Raw genomic sequence first — 17,516 nt, 5'->3', positions numbered from 1 at the left:
TCCAGCACCCGCGCGGCACCTGCTCATACAGTGCTGTTCGAGTCGGCCGCCCCCCAAAGTGCCTGGTTGTTGTTTGCGGACAAAGACTTACCGCGCTCAGCGCAAAACATCCCGGACAGCAGTGCGCCTACGCGGGCATGACGGGATGACGGGGCTCAGTACGGCGACGCGTACCCCAGCGCGCCCAGCAGCAGGATCTCTGCCGCCTCCATGGCCAGCGCATCCTGCTCGTTCGTCTCGTGGTCCCAGCCCTGCGCGTGCAGCGTGCCGTGCACCAGCAGGTGCACGTAGTGCGCTTCCAGGGTCTTGCGCTGCTGCGCGGCCTCGCGGGCGACCACCGGCGCGCACAGCACCAGATCCGCACAGACCATGGGCTCACGCTGGTAGTCGAAGGTCAGCACGTTGGTGGCGTAGTCCCGCTGCCGGTAGGCGAGGTTGAGCGCGCGCCCTTCCGCGGCGCCCACCACGCGCACCGTGATCTCCGCCGGCCCCTGCAGCGCCTGAGAGACCCACCGCCGCACGCGCGCCGGGCGCAGCAGTTCGCGGTGGACTTCCGCCCCGGGGAACGCGCCGAACTGCAGCGACAGCGAAAGCCCCGGCGCGGCCGGCGCGATCATCCCTTGCCCCGCGCGGCGTCGTAGGCGTCCACGATGCGCGCCACCAGCGGGTGCCGCACGACGTCGGCACTGGTGAAGCGCGTGTGGGCGATGCCTTGCACGCGCTTGAGCACGCGCTCGGCATCCACCAGGCCGGACATCTGGCCACGTGGCAGGTCCACCTGGCTCACGTCGCCCGTGACCACGCACTTGCTGCCGAAGCCGATGCGGGTGAGGAACATCTTCATCTGTTCCGGCGTGGTGTTCTGCGCCTCGTCCAGGATGACGAAGGCGTTGTTCAGCGTGCGCCCGCGCATGAAGGCGAGCGGCGCGATCTCCAGCGCGTTGCGCTCGAAGGCCTTGGCCACCCGGTCGAAGCCCATCAGCTCGTACAGCGCGTCGTAGAGCGGTCGCAGGTACGGATCCACCTTCTGCGTCAGGTCGCCCGGCAGGAAGCCGAGCTTCTCGCCCGCCTCCACCGCGGGCCGGGTGAGCACGATGCGCTGCACGGCGCTGCGCTCCAGCGCATCCACCGCGCAGGCCACGGCCAGGTAGGTCTTGCCAGTGCCGGCGGGGCCGATGCCGAAGGTGATGTCGTGGTTGGCGATGTTGTCCAGGTACACACTCTGGTTGGGGGTGCGGGCCTTCAGGTCGGAGCGGCGGGTGTGCAGCGTCAGCGCGCCGTCCTCGGCCTGCTCCATCGCGGCGTCCCCTGCCACCATCAGCTGCACGTGCTCGCTCGGGATGGCGCGGCCGGCCCGCTCGTACAGGGCCTGCAGCACGGCCATCGCGCGCTCCGCGCGGGCCTTGGGCCCTTCCACGCGGAAGTGCTCGCCCCGGCGCGCAATGCGCACCTGCAGGCCGGTCTCGATGGTGCGCAGGTGCTCGTCCGTCGGGCCGCACAGGTGCGCCAGACGCGTGTTGGACAGCGGGGAGAAGGCGTGGCGGAGGATCACCGCAGGATTGTCGCCGATGCGTGCGGCCCGGCCCGCCCTCAGAATGGGTCATGACGCCCCTGTCGAGCCTCGCCCGCCCCCTGCTCGGGCCCGACCGCCGCCTGCGCGTCTGGATCGCCACGCTGGTGATCGCGCTCAGCGGCGTGGCGGCGCTGTACCGCTCGCTGCTCGAACCCTCGCTGGGCTGGCGCTTCGTGCAGGGACCGCAGGACACGGTCCGGGCGATGCCCTTGCGCCCGGGGCTGCCCGTGCTGGGCGAGGTCATGGCCCTGGAGGCCGGTGGTGAGTCGGTCGCGCTGAACGCCGACCTGGTCATCGAGAGTGCCGGCATTCACAACGCCTATGCGGCCCACAACGCCTTCTTCGCCGAGCACCAGCGCATCTGGCGGCTGCTGGAGGCGCCCGTCGTGCGCATCCGCCACGACGCGGGTGTGATCGATGCCGTGCCGCAGCCGCGCGCGGTGGCGGAGCTGGGCCTGCGCTTCTGGTTCCCGTGGCTGGTCGCTCTGCTGTCCCTGTCGGTCGGTCTGGCGATCTGGGTCTACCAGCCGCGCGGCAGCGCGACGCTGTGCTACCTGCTGGCCAGCGGCGGCTATGCGTTCGGCATGCTGTGCACCGCCTCCTGGGGCTCGCGCCTGCTGACCCAGCCGCCGCAGGCCTGGGCGGCGCTGCACGTGGCCTCGCACCTGGGCACCTTCCTCGTGACGGCGGGGCTCAGCGCGCTGCTGTGGCTGCACCCCCGCCGCCTGGGCGGCCCGTGGCTGCTGTGGCTGGTGGCCGCGGTCGTCACCCTGTCGGTCGCGGCGGACGCGCTGCAATGGGTGCCGACCATCTCGCTGGCGTTCCGGTTGCCGGTGGTGCTGCTCACGGCGGCGCTGGGCCTGCTGTTCGCGCTGCAGTGGCGCGCCTGCCGGCACGACGCCACGCAACGCGCGCAGCTCAAGTGGTTCGGCCTGCTGCTGCTCGCCGGCCTGTCGACCGTGTTCGTCGCGTACGCGGTGGGCGCCACCGGGCGCGTGGTCAACATCCCGCAGAACTACGGCCTGGGCACGGTGGCCCTGCTGTTCCTCGGCCTGGTGCCCCTGGTCACGCGCATCGGCCTGTTCCAGCTGGAGGCGTGGTGGCCCCGGGCGTGGCTGTGGTTCGTGGGCGGCGTGCTGGTGGTGGCGCTGGACCTGGTGCTGGTGTCGGCGCTGGACTGGGCCTCGGACACGGCGCTGGCCGTCGCGCTGGCCCTGGCCGGCTGGGTCTACTTCCCGCTGCGGCAGCTGGTGTGGAACCGGCTGGGCCGCGGGCAGCTGCCCTCCACCCGCGACGTGCTGCCCCAGGTGCTGGATCTCGTCACCCAGGCGCGGGCCGATCCGGCGCTGTTGAACGCACACTGGGCGCGCCTGTGGGACCAGGTCTTCGAGCCGGCCCGCATGCGGCCCGCCCCACCCGGCGCGGAGTCGGGCACGGCGGAGCAGGGCCGCCTGCTGCGCGTGGCCGCCGGGCCCGATCTGCCGATGCTGGAGCTGGAATTGCCCGAGCGCGGCAGCCGGCTCTTCAACCCCGCTGACGCGCGCCGCGCGGCAGAGATCTGCGAGCTGGTCGACCGCGGCCTGGCATCGGCACGGGCGTTCGAGGAGGGCGCGCGCGAGGAGCGGCGGCGCATCGCCTCCGACCTGCATGACGACCTGGGCGCCCAGCTCCTGACCATCGCGCAGATCAGCCGCCAGCCCGGCCAGGGCGAGCGCGTCTCGGGGCTGGCCCGGCAGGCGCTGGACGACATGCGGCTGGCCGTGCGCGGCCTCACCGGCGAGGCCGTCGGCATGGCCGAAGCGCTGGCCGACTGGCGCGCCGAAACGGTCACGCGGCTCACGACGGCGGGCCTCGTGGCCGACTGGCAGGCCGAGGAGCCGCCGGCCGGCGTGACGCTGCCGGCGCGCAGCCGTGTGCAGCTCACGCGCATCCTGCGCGAGGCCATCTCCAATGTCATCCGGCATGCCGGCGCGAGCCGCTGCACCGTGCACGTGGCCTTCGAGCCGGACTTGCTGTCCATCGAGGTGGCGGACGACGGGCGCGGCCTCCCGGCCGCAGCGGGGGCGGGCCACGGGCACGGCCTCGCCAGTATCGAGCGGCGCGTCCGCTCGCTGGGCGGGACGCACGCCTTCCGGCCAGGTGAACCCGGCACGCGCCTGCAGGTGCGCGTGCCGCTGGCACCGGCCTGAGCGGCGCGCCGGCACAATCGGCGCATGTCTTGGGGAGCAGGCAGTCGTTGGGGGCAGGGCGGGGCCATGGCGCTGGCGGCGCTGGCTCTGGCATTTTTCGCCGGCCTGTCGGTGTTCACCGCGCTGTCGGAGCCCTCGGTGGCCTGGCGGTTCGCGCCGGATCCGCAAGGCGCGGGCGTGCTGGTCTACAGCCCGCAGCGGGCCGTGAAGGTGCAGCGCCGGGAGGACGCCGAGGCGCGACTCGTGGCTCTGCGCTCGGGCGACACGGTGATCCCGCTCGACAGCCTGGGCGCCGTGGAGGCGCCCTCGATGCTGCCCCGGCAGGAGGACCTGGATCGCTTCTTCACCCTGCAGCGGCAGGCCTGGGCGGTGCTGGACGCCGCCCGTGATGCCGGCGGCAGCGTGGCCTTCCAGCGCGACGACGGCACGTGGATCGAGCGGCCGGTGCGGGATCGCGGCTGGGGCGAGCTGGGCTGGCTGTACTGGGTGCCGCTCGCCTGTGGGGTGATCCCGTTCGTGGTGGGGCTGGGCGTGGGCCGCTACCGCTGGGGCAACGCCGGCGCCCGCTTCCTGGCGTTGGCGAGCGCGATGGCCATGCTCAGCCTGGCGGAGGTGGCGGTGGTCACCGGCCGGCTCTGGCTGCTGGCGCCGTGGTTCGCCGAGAGCGGCCAGATCTTTGTGCGCTGCGCCTCGCTGGTGGCCGTGTGGGCCTTCGCCATGATGCTGCTGCACTATCCCACGCCCCTGCGCGGCGCGGCCTTCTGGACCCGTGCGAGCGCCGCGCTGCTGGCGGTGCTGCTGGTGCTCAATGGGCTGCAGTGGCCTGCCAGCCAGACCCTGCGCTACAAGCTGTGGCTGGTGGTGGCCAGCGTGGCGCTGATCGCGTTCGCGCTGCGCCAGGCCTTCGGCCGTCGCGACGACCCGGTGCACCGCGCCGCCGGCCGCTGGCTCGCGGCCAGCGCGGTGGTGAGCTTCAGCATCGTGATGTACGCCTTCGCGGTCTCGCTGGTGTACGGCGCCACCGCCATCAGCAACAGCTACCGCTGGGTCTCGGTGCCGCTGCTCTACATCGGCCTCGTCGTCTCGGTCGGCCGTGCCAACCTGTTCGAGCTGGAGCGCTGGTGGGTGCCGCTGGTGCTGTGGTGGCTGGGCGGCACGCTGGTGGTGTTGACGGATCTGGCGCTAGTGGCCCTGCTGCGGGTGGACGCCGGCGCGGCCATCACGCTGTCGCTGCTGGTGATCGGCTGGCTGTACTTTCCCGCCCGCCAGTGGCTGCTGGCGCGGCTGGCCTTCTCGGCGCAACCGCGCCTGGTGACCTACGTGCCGGATCTCATCGCGGCGGTGAACGCCGGCCTGGCCGGCGAACGCGCCGCGGCGCAGGCCTGGCGCGAGCTGCTGCAGCGCGTGTTCGCGCCGCAGCACCTTGCCGTGCTGCCGCTGCTCCCTGGGGCGGCGCCAGGCGGCGCCGAGGTGCGTGACCAGGGCCGCGTGCTGGTAGTGCCGGGGCTTGGCGATCAGCTGGTGTTGACGCTTGCCCAGGGCGGCCGCAGTCTCTTCACCCGCGACCATGCGGACCTGGCGGGCCAGATGTGGCAATTGCTCGATCACGGCCTCGCCCGCCAGCGGCAGACGCAGGAGGCCGTGCAGCGCGAGCGGCTGCGCATCGCCTCCGACCTGCACGACGACCTGGGTGCGCGCCTGCTGTCGCTGGTGCAGGCGGGCGCTGCCGACGGCACTGCGCCGATGGCGCGCCAGGCGCTGGAGGAGATGCGGCAGAGCGTGCGCGGCATGGCCGGGCGCGCGGTGCCCGCCGCCGAGGCCCTGGCCGACTGGCGGGCCGAGCTGGTGGGCCGGCTCGATGGCGCTGGCTTCACGGTCGACTGGCAGGCCGAGCCCCCGGCGGATGACCCGGTGCTGTCCCCGCGCCTGCACCTGCAGCTCACCCGCGTGCTGCGCGAGGCGGTGTCGAACGTGGTGCGGCACAGCGGTGGGAGTCGGTGCCGCGTGCGCGTCACCATCACCGAAGGCGAGGTGGACGTGCAGGTGGAGGACGACGGCCGCGGCTGGCCGAATGCGCCCGCGGGCAACGGCCTGGGCCTGCCCAGCCTGGAGCGACGCGCGCGCAAGCTGGGCGGCCGGCACCGCTTCGACCGCTCGGCGCTGGGCGGTGCGCTGGTGCAGGTGACCGTGCCGCTGGGCGGGCCGGTCGAGGAGGACGACCTGGCGGCGGCCTGACGCGCGCCGCCCCTTGCGTCGGCTCAAGGCCACCGGCAGTCGCATCCGCTACCATCGGCCAACCATGCAAAGCGCGCTGATCGTGGAGGACCTGCCGGACATCCGGGCCTGGCTGGCCGGTGTGGCCCAGGCTGCGTTTCCGGGGCTGGCGATCGAGGCCGTGGGCCGGTGCGATCAGGCTGTGGCCGCCGTGCAGTCGGCCTCCTATGACCTGGCCCTGGTCGATCTCGGCCTGCCTGATGGCAATGGCACCGACGTCGTGCGTGCCCTGCAGCGCGTGCAGCCCAAGTGCCTGCCGGTGGTGGTGACCATCTACGACGACGATGACCACCTGTTCCCCGCGCTGCAGGCCGGCGCCTTCGGCTACCTGCTGAAGGAGCAGCCGCAGGAGGCGCTGGTGGCCCAGCTGCTGCGCATGACGCAGGGCGAGCCGCCGCTGTCACCGCCCATCGCGCGGCGGGTGCTGGCCTATTTCGCCTCCGAGGCCGGTCGTCGCGCCTCGCTGGTGCGCCAGCTGGAAGACCAGGTCCGCCTGACCGAGCGCGAGACGGAGGTCCTGCAGCGCGTGGCCAAGGGCTTCACCCTGCCGGAGATCGCGCAGCAGTTCGGCCTGTCGCGCCACACCGTGGCCGACTACATCAAGCAGGTCTACCGCAAGCTCAACGTTTCCTCGCGCGCCGAGGCGGCGCTGGAAGCGGCGCGCCGCGGACTGGTGGCGCCATGATCGGTCGCCTCTCGGGCACGCTCGTCGACAAGAACCCGCCGCAGGTGGTGCTGGATTGCCATGGCGTGGGCTACGAAGTGGATGTGCCCATGAGCACGTTCTACAACCTGCCGGCGCTCGGCGAGAAGGTCACGCTGCTCACGCACTTCGTGGTGCGCGAGGATGCGCAGATCCTCTACGGCTTCGGCACCCCCGGCGAGCGCGAGGCCTTCCGCCAGCTGATCAAGATCTCCGGCGTCGGCCCGCGCACGGCGCTGTCGGTGCTGAGCGGCATGAGCGTGGCCGACCTCGCGCACGCCGTGACCGCGCAGGACACCGGCCGCCTCGTCAAGGTGCCCGGCATCGGCAAGAAGATCGCCGAGCGCCTGCTGCTGGAACTCAAGGGCAAGATCGGCGCCGATCTCGGCCTGCCCGGCGCGCACGCGGTGAGCGACCACCAGGCCGACATCCTGCAGGCGCTGCTGGCCCTGGGCTACAGCGACAAGGAAGCGCAGGCCGCGTTGAAGGCGCTGCCCAAGGACGTGGGCGTGAGCGACGGCATCAAGCTGGCGTTGAAGGCGCTGGCGAAGTGAGGGTCCGCCACCCATGACCCTGCACACCGACGACTTTGCCCCACCGCCGCCCAAGCGCGTGATCTCCGCCGCGCCCGCCTCGCCGGCGGAGGAGGCGCTGGAGCGCGCGTTGCGGCCCAAGGGCCTGCGTGAGTACGTGGGCCAGGCCAAGACGCGCGAGCAGCTGGAGATCTTCATCGGCGCGGCGCGCAAGCGCGAAGAGGCGCTCGATCACGTGCTGCTGTTCGGACCGCCCGGCCTGGGCAAGACCACGCTGTCGCACATCATCGCGCACGAGCTGGGCGTGAACCTGCGCCAGACCAGCGGCCCGGTGCTGGAGAAGCCCAAGGACCTGGCGGCGCTGCTGACCAACCTGGAGCGCAACGACGTCCTCTTCATCGACGAGATTCATCGCCTGTCGCCGGTGGTCGAAGAGATCCTCTATCCCGCGCTGGAGGACTACCAGATCGACATCATGATCGGCGAGGGCCCGGCCGCGCGCTCGATCAAGCTGGATCTGCAGCCCTTCACGCTGGTGGGCGCCACCACGCGCGCAGGCATGCTCACCAACCCGCTGCGCGACCGCTTCGGCATCGTGGCGCGGCTGGAGTTCTACACGCCGGAGGAGCTCAGGCTCATCGTGAACCGCAGCGCCGGCCTGCTCAACGCGCCCATTGACGACGAGGGCGCGGGCGAGATCGCGCGCCGCTCGCGCGGCACCCCCCGCATCGCCAACCGCCTGCTGCGCCGCGTGCGCGACTATGCCGACGTCAAGGGCACCGGCCGCATCACGCACGACATCTCGCAGCGCGCGCTGGCCATGCTCGACGTCGATCCGCAGGGCTTCGACGTGATGGACCGCAAGCTGCTCGAGGCGGTCATCCACCGCTTCGACGGCGGCCCGGTGGGGCTGGACAACATCGCCGCCTCCATCGGCGAAGAGCGCGACACCATCGAGGACGTGATCGAGCCCTACCTCATCCAGCAGGGCTACCTGCAGCGCACGCCGCGCGGGCGCATCGCCACGCTGGCCGCGTTCCGGCACCTGGGCGTGTCGCCGCCGCGTACCGAGGGCGGGCTCTTCGAGGCCTGAACGTCCCATGCTGAAGCTCGCTCCGCGCGCGCGCCTGCCGGTCTTCGCCCTCGTGGCCGTGCTGCTGGTGGCCGCTGTGTGGATCGCCCAGTCGCGCCGCGGCACGACCGCCGACGCGGTGGCGGTGCGGGCCGCGCCGCTCGTGCGCACATTGCAGTTCTCCGCGCGGGTGGCCACGCTGTCGCGGGTGGACGTGGGCAGCACGGTGACGGGGCGGGTGGCGCAGGTGCTGGTGCGCGAAGGCGATCGGGTGAAGGCCGGCCAGGCGTTGCTGCGGCTGGAGTCCGACGAGCTCGACGCCGCGCTGGCCCAGGCCATCGCCGCCGAGCGGCAGGCGCAGGCGCGCCTGGCGGGGCTGCGCAGCACCGGTCGCTCGGCCGCGCAGGCGCAGCTGGAGCAGGCCGAGGCCACGCTCACGGCCGCGCGCAACGAACAGGACCGCGTGCGCCAGCTCGTGGCGCAGGGCTTCCTGAGCGCGTCGCGCATGGACGACGCACGCCGCGCGCTGGAGGTGGCGCAGGCGCAGGTGCAGGCCGCTCGGGCGCAGGCGGCAGCCAACGACGAACGTGGCACCGACATCGCGCAGGCCCAGGCGCAGATGCAGGCCGCCCAGGCCGCCACGCAGGCGGCACGTGCCAGGCGCGCGCAGGCCACGGTGGTCGCCCCGGCCGAGGCGCGCGTGCTGGCGCGCGAGGTGGAGCCGGGCCAGATCGTGCAGCCCGGCCGCGCATTGCTGTCGCTGGCGTTGGCGGGGCCGACGCAGATCGTCGCCGCGGTGGACGAGCGCTTCCTCTCGCAGCTGCGCCCCGGCCAGCCCGCGGCCGTGGTCGCCGATGCCTTTGCCGGCCAGCCGCTGCCGGCCCGCGTGCTCAGCATCGCCCCCGCGGTGGACGCGCAGCGTGGCGCGGTGGAGGTGAAGTTCACGCTGGACCAGCCGGCGCCCGCCTTCCTGCGCGAAGACATGACGCTGTCGGTGGAGGTGGAGACGGGTCGCCGGGATCGCGCGCTGGTGCTGCCGCTGCGGGCCTTGCGCACCGGTGCCTCGGGGGCCGAGGTGCTGCTGGCCGTCGAGGGCCGCGCGCAGGCGCGTCCGGTGAAGCCCGGCCTGCGCACGCTGGAGGCGGTGGAGATCGCCGAGGGCCTGAGCGAAGGCGATGTCGTGCTGCTGCCGCCGGCATTGAAGGCGGGCGACCGCGTGCGTTCGCGCGTGCAGGACTGGACGCCACCGCGCGCGCCCCTGGGCCGCGGCGGCGGCGCGGAGGACGCGGCGAGTGGCCTCACGCAGGCCATGGGCCGCTGAGGGCGGCACGGCATGCCGGCCTGGGGCTTCGAATGGCAGGTGGCGGTGCGCTTCCTGCGCGAGGGCCGCTTCCAGACGCTGCTGATCGTGGTGGGCGTGGCGGCCGGCGTGGCCGTCATCGCGTACATCTCGGCCCTCATCAACGGCCTGCAGAGCAACACCCTCGCCAAGACGCTCGGCGCACAGCCGCATGTGAGCGTGCGTGCGCTGGAAGAGGTGGTTACCCCGGTGCTGGATCTGCCCGCCGGCGCGCAGCCGCTGGCCGAGGCGCAGCCGCGCGCACAGCGCCTGCGCACGGTGGCCAACTGGCAGGCGCTGGTGCCGCTGCTGGAGGCTGATCCGGCCGTCGCCGCGGTGTCGCCCATGGTCTCCGGCGCGGGCCTCGCCTTGCGGGGCGAGGCCTCGCTGGCCATCGCCCTGGTGGGCGTGGAGCTGGATCGCTACGACCGCATTGTCGGCCTGCGCGGCAAGGTCACCCAGGGCGTGGCGCGGCTGGCGCCCGGCGACGGCATCGTGGGCATCGAGCTGGGGCGGGAGCTGGGTGTGCGGCCCGGCGACCGGCTCACCGTGCAGACCGGCAACGTGAGCGATTCGGTTCGCGTCACCGCGCTCGTCGACCTGGGCGTGAAGGACCTGAACCGCCGCACGGTGATCGTGCCGCTGCGCGCCGCGCAGAGTCTGCTGGCCTTGCCCGGCGGCGCCACCAACGTCGATCTGGCGGTGCGTGACGTCTGGCAGGCGCAGGGCATCGCCGAGCGTCTGCGCGGGCAGTGGCCCTACAAGGTGGAGAGCTGGCAGGAGACCAATGCCCAGCTCGTCACCGCGCTCAACGCGCAGTCCATCAGCACCAACCTGATCCGCGGCGTCGTGCTGGTGGTGGTGGTGCTGGGCATCGCCAGCGTGCTGGTGGTGTCGGTGGTGCAGAAGAAGCGCGAGATCGGCATCCTGCGGGCGATGGGCGCCACGCGCGGCCAGGTGCTGCGCCTGTTCCTGCTGCAGGGCGCCATCGTCGGCGCGCTGGGTTCGGTCATCGGGCTGGTGCTGGCGCGCGTGATGATCTTTCTCTTCACCCACTTCGTGCGCGGCAGCGACGGCCTGCCGCTGTTCAACATCGGGCTGCCGCTGGACACCGCGTGGCGCGTGGCGGTGATCGCGGTGGTCTGCGGCGTGCTGGCAGCCATCGCGCCCGCGCGCCGCGCCGCCGCGATGGACCCGGCGCAGGCGATCCGCATCTGAGGGCCGCCATGGCCGACCCGCTGATCCATCTCGCCGCGCTGCGCAAGAGCTACAACGTCGGCGCGCCCAACGAGGCCGAGATCCTGCATGGCATCGACCTGCAGGTGGCCCCCGGCGAGTTCGTGGCGCTGATGGGCCCATCGGGCTCCGGCAAGAGCACGCTGCTCAACATCGTGGGCCTGCTGGAGCGCCTCACCACCGGCAGCTACCGGCTGCAGGGCCGCGAAGTGGCGGGCCTGGACGACGCCGCGCTCACGCTGCTGCGCCGGCGCACGCTCGGCTTCGTGTTCCAGTTCCACCACCTGCTGCCGGCCTTCACCGCCCTGGAGAACGTGACGTTGCCGGCGTTGATGGCCGACGGCCGCGTGTCGGCGCGCCAGCGTGAGGAGGCGATGGCCCTGCTGGATGCCGTGGGCCTGGCCGCGGCGGCCGGCAAGAAGCCGGCCGAGCTGTCGGGCGGCATGCAGCAGCGGGTGGCCATCGCGCGCGCGCTGGTCATGCAGCCGGCGCTGGTGCTGGCCGATGAGCCGACCGGCAATCTCGACACGCACTCGGCCGACGAGGTGTTCACGCACCTGCGGCGCATCCATGCGGAGCGCGGCACGGCCTTCGTGATCGTCACGCATGACCCGCGGCTGGCCGCGCGCTGCGACCGGCTGGTGGAGCTGGTGGACGGCCTGATCGCGCGCGACGCGCCGGTCAAGCCGTAGCGGCGCCGCCCGTCACGGGGCCGGACGCCGTGGCGCCGTTGGCCACCGGCGCTGGCTGCGCGTGGTGCACGAACAGCATTTGCGCGATGTAGTAGGTGCCCAGCACCAGCAGATCGTCCTGCGGCAGCGGCGTGGCGAACTTGTTGATCGCGAGCAGCGAGTCGCTGAGCATGAAGAAGCACGCCCCCACGGCCACGCCCACCGAGGCGCCGTCACGCAGCGTGACCGCGCGGCCGATGGCCTGTGCGGCCATCAGCGCGATCACCGTGGCGTAGGCGGCCACGGCGATCTTCAGCACCATGCCCAGGTGCGGGAACAGCGTGGCGTACATCACCATCGCGGCCGCCAGCGTGGCGACCAGCGCGCGGCGGCTCGCGAACCACGGCACGCCCATGCCGAAGAGGGCGATGTAGAACAGGTGCCCGATCAGGAAGCTCACCAGGCCAGGGATGAAGTAGCCGGGGAACATCAGGAACACGTCACCGGCGAGGCAGCACACCAGGGCGGCGAGCAGGAGCAGGGTGAAGCGGGCGGGGGAAGGCGGCACTGGATTCCCGCCTGCGCGGGAATGACGCAGCAGCACGAACGCGATCAGCAGCAGCATCACCAGCGGCTTGAACACCCGGTAGCCGTCGATCCAGCCGGCGGCCGCGCAGGCGGTGGCCAGGGCCGCGGCCTCGACCGCCAGCACTTCCAGCATCGACAGGCGCCCCTGCATCGCCACGCCGACCGCCCACACGCAGGCCATCAGCGCCGCCAGCCACGGCAGCGACTGGCTGATCGGCATGGCGTCCGCGTGCCACAGGAAGAGCGCCACGCCCTGCAGCACCACCACGAACTGCAGCCCGGCGAACCAGGCGAGGCCGCGGCTCATGGGCGGGTGGAAGCGCTCCACCCGCTGCAGGTCGAAGGCCGGCTTCGGGAAGCGCGCCGCCACGTCGGCCGGCCGCCAGCCCGGCGGCTTGAACCACACGCGCAGCTTGTCGGCCCAGCTGCGCGCATGCCAGCTGTCGCGCGCCAAGGCGGCGTACACCTCCAGGTTGGCCCACAGCGGGTCCCAGCTCGCGAGAGGCGCGCGCGTGCCGTACACGCACTTCTCGCCTTCCTCCTGGAAGCTGCCGAACAGGCGGTCCCACACGATGAGGATGCCGCCGTAGTTGCGATCCAGGTAGCCGTCGTTCACCGCATGGTGCACGCGGTGGTTGGAGGGGGAGCAGAACCAGCGGTCGAACCAGCCCAGCTTGCCCACCTGCTCGGTGTGCACCCAGAACTGGTAGAGCAGGTCCACCAGCGCCACGATGCCGAACACCAGCGGCGGCACGCCGGCCAGCGCCATGGGCAGGTAGAACACCCAGCCGAAGAGCGCGCCGCTGCTCGTCTGGCGCAGTGCGGTGGAGAGGTTGTAGTCCTGGCTCTGGTGGTGCACCACGTGGGCAGCCCAGAACAGCGCCACCTCATGGCCGGCGCGGTGCAGCCAGTAGTAGCAGAAGTCGTAGAACACCAGCGCCAGCAGCCAGCCCCACCAGGTGGTCCAGAAGGCCTGCGCCGCCTCCGCCGGCACCAGCGACACATGGGTGTAGACGGCGGTGTAGATGCCCACGCGCAGCAGGCGGGTGAGTACCTTGGTCACCTCGCTCAGCATGCCCAGGCTGATGCTGCTGATGGCGTCGTTCAGCCGGTAGGTGTTGCGCCCGCGCGCGAGTCCCCAGGCGAACTCGATGGCGATGAGAAGGAAGAAGACCGGGGTCGCCAGGACGATCACCTGGCTCGGAGACAGCGTCATGCGGCGGATTGTCCGCCGATCAGGTCAGCGCGCCTCTGGCATCAACCCGGATGATGCGCTCCACCTGGCCCTGTTCCAGCCCGCCGGTGACGCCGATCAGGTGGTTGTGCAGGTTGACCGTGGGGTCGCAATGGCCGGGGATGAGCCACACCGTCTCGCCCAGGGCCGGCACGCGCTGGTTGGCGCCAGCCGGGCGCAGGATGCCGTGCTCGTCGCCGCCGTTGGCGAAGGCCAGCTCGCCGGTCGGCTCGCGCGTGAGCACGCGGGGCAGGCCGGAATCGATGGCGTGGCTCTTGTGCCCGGCGTCGCACACGGCATGGCGCACGCCGGAGCTGATGACCTGCGACTTCACGAACAGCGCGTGCTCGAAGGCGGGTTGCGCCGGGTCGCGCTCGTTGGCGGCGTAGTCCGCATCCATGAAGACGAAGGAGCCGGCCTGCAGCTCCCCATAGAGACCGCTCGCCGTCTCGCACACCATGCTGCCGGTGCCGGCGCCGGTGATCAACTCCACCGCGATGCCCTCGGCCTCGATCAGCTTGCGGGTGAACTGCGTGTCCTGCACGGCCACCGCGATGGCGTCGCGCCGCTCGGCGGCGGTGCGCAGGTGCTGGGCCTTGCCGTGGTAGGCCTGCAGGCCGGCGAAGCGCAACGTGGCGTGGCGGCGGATCTCCTGGGCCAGTTCCAGCGCCAGGCGGCCCGGCGGCACGCCGCAGCGGCCCTGGCCGACGTCGATCTCCACGAACACATCCACCACCACCGCGGCACCGCCGGCGGCGCGGCGCTGATCCATGGCGTGCGCCAGCCGGCGGATGCCCTCGATGCTGTCGACCGCGATGGCCAGCCGGCCGCCATCGGCCGCGAGGTACTGCGCCACGTCCGCCACGCGGGCCAGCTTGGCGGGCGAGACGACTTCGTTGCTGATGTAGATGTCGCGCACGCCACCGATGGCCATCGCTTCCGCCTCGGCCGTCTTCTGCACGCAGATGCCTGTGGCGCCCGCCTGCATCTGCAGCTTGGCGATGGCGGAACTCTTGTGCGTCTTGGCATGCGGGCGCCAGCGGATGTCGTGCTTGCGCGCGAAATCCGCCATGCGCGTCACGTTGCGCTGCATCGCATCCAGATCCACCACCAGGGCGGGGGTGTCGATGGCGTCGACGGGCTGGCCGATCAGGCGGCGCAGGTCTTCAGGGAGCGGAGGTTTCGTCGATGGAAGCATGATCGAGGTGCTGGGTGTCGGACCAGCCCACGAGGGTGAAGCCTTCGGGCGTCCAGAGCAGGCGGTTGATGGCGCCGTTGGGCAGCTGCCACGTGCGCGGCGAGTTCACCTCCTGCCCGGTGGCGATGCGGTACAGCGCGTCGAGCACGCCGCCATGCGCCACCACGGCGATCTGGTGGCCGTGGTGCCGCGCGGCGAGGTCGGCCACGGTGCGCAGCACGCGCGCGCGCAGCTCCAGCAGGGACTCGCCGCCATCGGGGGGCGCCCATTCGGGGTGGCGCTGGCGCCACGCCTGGGCGTGGTCAGGCCAGGTGGCATGGATCTCGTCGAAGGTGCGGCCTTCGAAGCGGCCGAAGCGGCGCTCGCGCAGGCCCGGGTGAGTCAGCACGCCCAGGCCCTTGGCCTCGGCCACGCTGCGCGCGGTCTCGTGGGCGCGCGCCAGGTCACTGCTGTAGATGGCGGCCAGGTCCTCGCCGGCCAGGGCGCTGCCCACCTGCCGGGCCTGCCAGCGGCCCTTGTCATTGAGCTGGATGTCGAGCTGGCCCTGGATGCGCGCATCCACGTTCCAGGCAGTCTCGCCGTGGCGGATGGCAATGATGCGCGTGGCTTCCATGGCCAGCCCATTGTAGGGACCGACCCGCCTGGCCGGTTGTCGCCAAATGTTGTTGTCAGCGGGGGATGGGCACTTCCACGCGGCGCGCGCCCTCCGGCGGCGCCGGGAAGTCCTTCAGCGCGGCCTCCAGCAGGGCCGCGAACACCGCCTTCTGGCCGAAGAACGGGCCGTCGCTGGCGGCTTGCGTCTCGTACACCACCTGGCCGCTGGCGAGATCACGCAAGACCAGGTGCACCTGGCGGTCGTACCAGTCAGGCTCCGTCCGCGGGAAGGGGCGGTGCAGGCTCCAGGCCCAGCCGCGGCCCGGCCAGGCCCACGCCCAGCCGAACCACGGGTCGCGCGGGTCCGCGTAGGGCGACACCACCCGCTGCGACCGCGCCTGCAGCTGCAGGCTGTAACGCGCGGCGGCGTCGTCGCGGCGCAGGCCGGCGCGCGCCAGGGCCGCATCGGCCAGGGCCTCCAGCTCGGCCCGCTCGGCATCCGCGGCCTGCGAGGGCAGGCGCTCGTGGCGGTAGGTGAAGGGTGCCGTCGGCACGGGCGGACGGCTGAAGCTGCGCACCTGCGCCTCCAGCAGGTAGCTGGTGGCGCAGCCGGTGGAAAGGAGGGCCGCCAGGGCGAGCCCGATGAAACGCCAAGCACGCATGCGTGTCTCCTGCTGGCCGAAGCCGGAAGCCGCCTGCCCTCAGAGCCGGATGACCTGCAGGCCCGGCGGCACGGGCGGCGAGAAATCCTCGGTGTCGAAGGCCTTGTCGCCGTCTTCGCTCGCCACCCCGGTCACCTTGAGATGCCGGAAGTCGTGCAGGGTTCCGTCCGCCAGGTGAGAGGGCACCACGTTCTGCAGCGCGTGCAGCATGTTGTCGAGCCGGCCGGGGTGCTTGCGCTCCCACTCGCGCAGCATGTCGCCCACCTGCCGGCGCTGCAGGTTCTCCTGGCTGCCGCACAGGGTGCAGGGGATGATGGGGAACTGCCGCACCTCGGCCCAGCGGGCGAGGTCTTTCTCGGGCACGTAGGCGAGCGGGCGGATCACCATGTGGCGGCCATCGTCGCTCACCAGCTTCGGCGGCATGCCCTTGAGCTTGCCGCCGAAGAACATGTTGAGGAACAGCGTCTGTAGCATGTCGTCGCGGTGGTGGCCCAGCGCGATGCGGGTGGCGCCCAGCTCGTCGGCCACGCGGTACAGGATGCCGCGGCGCAGCCGGCTGCACAGGCTGCACATCGTCTTGCCCTCGGGGATCTTGTCCTTGACGATGGAGTAGGTGTCCTGCTCCTCGATGCGGAAGGGCACGCCCAGCGCGGTGAGGTACTCGGGCAGCACGTGGGCCGGAAAGCCCGGCTGCTTTTGATCGAGGTTGACCGCGATGAGCTCGAAAGACACCGGCGCGCGCCGCTGCAGCTTCAGCAGGATATCCAGCAGGCCATAGCTGTCCTTGCCACCGGAGAGGCAGACCATGACCTTGTCGCCCTCGCCGATCATGTTGTAGTCGCCAATGGCCTGGCCGACCAGGCGGCACAGGCGCTTCTCGAGCTTGTGGTTTTCGAACTCGATCTTGCGGTCGCGGGCGGTGGGGGCGGGATCGGGCTCGATCCAGACGGCGCTCATGGGCACGGATTGTCGCATCGCAAGGGAGAACCGCGCCCCTTGTGGAATACTTGCCGGGCCGCCCGCCACCCTGCCATGATCCAAAGCCTGTTTCGCAAGCTCGCCCCCCGGCCTTCGCGCTCCCCGGCCGATGCGGCGCTGATGGCCCGTGCCGCGGAACTGCTGGCCGCACCGGCAGGCCCGCTGGGTCTGGCGCCGGAAGAGGCGGCGGTGGTCGTGCGCTACATGCACCCGGCCCGCTTCAGCAAGGGCACCACCTTCATCCGCGAGGGCGACGCCGCCACCACCGGCTTCCTGCTGCTGGTGGTGGAGGGGGAGGTGGTGGTGGAAAGCATCGTGGTCAGCCGCCGCACGCCGGTGACGCTGCGCGTGCTGGGTGAGGGCACCATGCATGGCGACGTGGGCCTGATCGACGGCCTGCCCCGATCGGCCTCGTGCACGGCGGATTCCAACCTGGAAGGCGCCATCCTCACCCGCGACGCCCTGCACCGCATGATGCAGCGGCACCCCCGCGTGTGCTGCAAGCTGCTGGCCGCCATCGCCACGGGCATGGGCGCGCGGCTGCGTGACAGCACGGCCACCCTCAAGCGCTACGTGCAGTTGACCCGCACCATGCAGCAGGAGATTGACCGCCTGCTGCCGACCTGATGGCCGGCGGCGCGCTCTCGCGGTGGCGCGCCGGCGCGCTGCTGC

At 72.0% G+C, this 17,516-nt stretch carries 16 protein-coding genes; 9 read left to right on the top strand and 7 right to left on the bottom strand.

Translation table 11 applies throughout. The features are described 5' to 3' along the window. Positions 1–155: 155 nt before the first annotated feature. A complete protein-coding gene (ybeY, locus tag ACE3T5_RS17520; protein ID WP_374669388.1) occupies positions 156–617 on the bottom strand; it encodes an rRNA maturation RNase YbeY in 462 nt (153 codons plus the stop codon). After that, positions 614–1,552 (bottom strand): PhoH family protein, encoded by a 939-nt coding sequence (locus ACE3T5_RS17515; RefSeq protein WP_374669387.1) that lies wholly within the window; start codon positions 1,550–1,552, stop codon positions 614–616. Before ACE3T5_RS17515 ends, ybeY begins: the two co-directional genes overlap by 4 nt. 50 nt (positions 1,553–1,602) lie before the next feature. Between ACE3T5_RS17515 and ACE3T5_RS17510 the strand changes: the two genes are divergently transcribed. From ACE3T5_RS17510 to ACE3T5_RS17475, 8 genes are all read left to right on the top strand, one after another. After that, complete coding sequence (locus ACE3T5_RS17510; protein WP_374669386.1) at positions 1,603–3,762, top strand: sensor histidine kinase; 2,160 nt, start codon at positions 1,603–1,605, stop codon at positions 3,760–3,762. 24 nt (positions 3,763–3,786) lie between these two features. Then, the gene (locus ACE3T5_RS17505; RefSeq protein WP_374669385.1) at positions 3,787–5,997 is read left to right on the top strand and encodes a sensor histidine kinase; all 2,211 of its coding nucleotides are present in this window, start codon (positions 3,787–3,789) and stop codon (positions 5,995–5,997) included. A 64-nt stretch (positions 5,998–6,061) separates the two neighbouring features. After that, on the top strand, positions 6,062–6,721 hold the full coding sequence (locus ACE3T5_RS17500; RefSeq protein ID WP_374669384.1) for a response regulator: 660 nt from the start codon (positions 6,062–6,064) through the stop codon (positions 6,719–6,721). Beyond that, positions 6,718–7,293, top strand: a complete 576-nt coding sequence (gene ruvA, locus ACE3T5_RS17495) for a Holliday junction branch migration protein RuvA (RefSeq protein WP_374669383.1) — start codon at positions 6,718–6,720, stop codon at positions 7,291–7,293. The genes ACE3T5_RS17500 and ruvA overlap by 4 nt, the downstream gene beginning before the upstream one ends. 13 nt (positions 7,294–7,306) lie before the next feature. After that, positions 7,307–8,365 (top strand): Holliday junction branch migration DNA helicase RuvB, encoded by a 1,059-nt coding sequence (gene ruvB / locus ACE3T5_RS17490; RefSeq protein ID WP_374669382.1) that lies wholly within the window; start codon positions 7,307–7,309, stop codon positions 8,363–8,365. A 7-nt stretch (positions 8,366–8,372) separates the two neighbouring features. Then, positions 8,373–9,665: an efflux RND transporter periplasmic adaptor subunit gene (locus ACE3T5_RS17485; protein ID WP_374669381.1), complete on the top strand. Its 1,293-nt coding sequence runs from the start codon at positions 8,373–8,375 to the stop codon at positions 9,663–9,665. Positions 9,666–9,677: 12 nt separating this feature from the next. Further along, on the top strand, positions 9,678–10,901 hold the full coding sequence (locus ACE3T5_RS17480; RefSeq protein WP_374669380.1) for an ABC transporter permease: 1,224 nt from the start codon (positions 9,678–9,680) through the stop codon (positions 10,899–10,901). A gap of 8 nt (positions 10,902–10,909) precedes the next feature. After that, positions 10,910–11,611: an ABC transporter ATP-binding protein gene (locus tag ACE3T5_RS17475; RefSeq protein ID WP_374669379.1), complete on the top strand. Its 702-nt coding sequence runs from the start codon at positions 10,910–10,912 to the stop codon at positions 11,609–11,611. On the opposite strand, the gene ACE3T5_RS17470 is transcribed toward ACE3T5_RS17475, so the two are convergent. The 5 genes from ACE3T5_RS17470 to ttcA are packed head-to-tail and all read right to left on the bottom strand — an operon-like array spanning position 11,601 to position 16,823. Further along, positions 11,601–13,394 carry a lysoplasmalogenase family protein gene (locus ACE3T5_RS17470; RefSeq protein WP_374669378.1) on the bottom strand — a complete coding sequence of 598 codons (1,794 nt, stop codon included), beginning with the start codon at positions 13,392–13,394 and terminating at the stop codon, positions 11,601–11,603. The genes ACE3T5_RS17475 and ACE3T5_RS17470 overlap by 11 nt on opposite strands. 19 nt (positions 13,395–13,413) lie before the next feature. Further along, positions 13,414–14,610, bottom strand: coding sequence for a DSD1 family PLP-dependent enzyme (locus ACE3T5_RS17465; RefSeq protein ID WP_374669377.1), 1,197 nt, complete (start codon positions 14,608–14,610; stop codon positions 13,414–13,416). After that, entirely contained in the window at positions 14,579–15,223 is a 645-nt protein-coding gene (locus ACE3T5_RS17460; protein ID WP_374669376.1) for a histidine phosphatase family protein, read from the bottom strand. Before ACE3T5_RS17460 ends, ACE3T5_RS17465 begins: the two co-directional genes overlap by 32 nt. Before the next feature lie 55 nt (positions 15,224–15,278). Beyond that, positions 15,279–15,866 (bottom strand): DUF4136 domain-containing protein, encoded by a 588-nt coding sequence (locus ACE3T5_RS17455; protein WP_374669374.1) that lies wholly within the window; start codon positions 15,864–15,866, stop codon positions 15,279–15,281. A gap of 39 nt (positions 15,867–15,905) precedes the next feature. After that, positions 15,906–16,823, bottom strand: coding sequence for a tRNA 2-thiocytidine(32) synthetase TtcA (ttcA, locus tag ACE3T5_RS17450; RefSeq protein ID WP_374669373.1), 918 nt, complete (start codon positions 16,821–16,823; stop codon positions 15,906–15,908). A 75-nt stretch (positions 16,824–16,898) separates the two neighbouring features. On the opposite strand from ttcA, the gene ACE3T5_RS17445 reads away from it, so the two are divergent. Next, positions 16,899–17,471, top strand: coding sequence for a Crp/Fnr family transcriptional regulator (locus ACE3T5_RS17445; protein ID WP_374669371.1), 573 nt, complete (start codon positions 16,899–16,901; stop codon positions 17,469–17,471). The last annotated feature ends 45 nt before the right edge of the window (positions 17,472–17,516 follow it).

Source organism: Ramlibacter sp. (assembly GCF_041916345.1).
In the GTDB taxonomy this organism is placed as follows: domain Bacteria; phylum Pseudomonadota; class Gammaproteobacteria; order Burkholderiales; family Burkholderiaceae_C; genus Ramlibacter.
Note: the sequence above shows the minus strand (reverse complement) of the source record. Positions and strands in the feature narration are given on the sequence as shown.

What these genes read in the sequence shown, in the direction of transcription:
- ruvA (WP_374669383.1), top strand. Translation starts at nt 6,718, where the DNA reads ATGATCGGTCGCCTCTCGGGCACGCTCGTCGACAAGAACCCGCCGCAG.
- ACE3T5_RS17460 (WP_374669376.1), bottom strand. Translation starts at nt 15,223, where the DNA reads ATGGAAGCCACGCGCATCATTGCCATCCGCCACGGCGAGACTGCCTGG.
- ACE3T5_RS17465 (WP_374669377.1), bottom strand. Translation starts at nt 14,610, where the DNA reads ATGCTTCCATCGACGAAACCTCCGCTCCCTGAAGACCTGCGCCGCCTG.
- ACE3T5_RS17445 (WP_374669371.1), top strand. Translation starts at nt 16,899, where the DNA reads ATGATCCAAAGCCTGTTTCGCAAGCTCGCCCCCCGGCCTTCGCGCTCC.
- ruvB (WP_374669382.1), top strand. Translation starts at nt 7,307, where the DNA reads ATGACCCTGCACACCGACGACTTTGCCCCACCGCCGCCCAAGCGCGTG.
- ACE3T5_RS17480 (WP_374669380.1), top strand. Translation starts at nt 9,678, where the DNA reads ATGCCGGCCTGGGGCTTCGAATGGCAGGTGGCGGTGCGCTTCCTGCGC.
- ACE3T5_RS17505 (WP_374669385.1), top strand. Translation starts at nt 3,787, where the DNA reads ATGTCTTGGGGAGCAGGCAGTCGTTGGGGGCAGGGCGGGGCCATGGCG.
- ACE3T5_RS17510 (WP_374669386.1), top strand. Translation starts at nt 1,603, where the DNA reads ATGACGCCCCTGTCGAGCCTCGCCCGCCCCCTGCTCGGGCCCGACCGC.
- ACE3T5_RS17455 (WP_374669374.1), bottom strand. Translation starts at nt 15,866, where the DNA reads ATGCGTGCTTGGCGTTTCATCGGGCTCGCCCTGGCGGCCCTCCTTTCC.
- ybeY (WP_374669388.1), bottom strand. Translation starts at nt 617, where the DNA reads ATGATCGCGCCGGCCGCGCCGGGGCTTTCGCTGTCGCTGCAGTTCGGC.
- ACE3T5_RS17475 (WP_374669379.1), top strand. Translation starts at nt 10,910, where the DNA reads ATGGCCGACCCGCTGATCCATCTCGCCGCGCTGCGCAAGAGCTACAAC.
- ACE3T5_RS17470 (WP_374669378.1), bottom strand. Translation starts at nt 13,394, where the DNA reads ATGACGCTGTCTCCGAGCCAGGTGATCGTCCTGGCGACCCCGGTCTTC.
- ttcA (WP_374669373.1), bottom strand. Translation starts at nt 16,823, where the DNA reads ATGAGCGCCGTCTGGATCGAGCCCGATCCCGCCCCCACCGCCCGCGAC.
- ACE3T5_RS17500 (WP_374669384.1), top strand. Translation starts at nt 6,062, where the DNA reads ATGCAAAGCGCGCTGATCGTGGAGGACCTGCCGGACATCCGGGCCTGG.
- ACE3T5_RS17485 (WP_374669381.1), top strand. Translation starts at nt 8,373, where the DNA reads ATGCTGAAGCTCGCTCCGCGCGCGCGCCTGCCGGTCTTCGCCCTCGTG.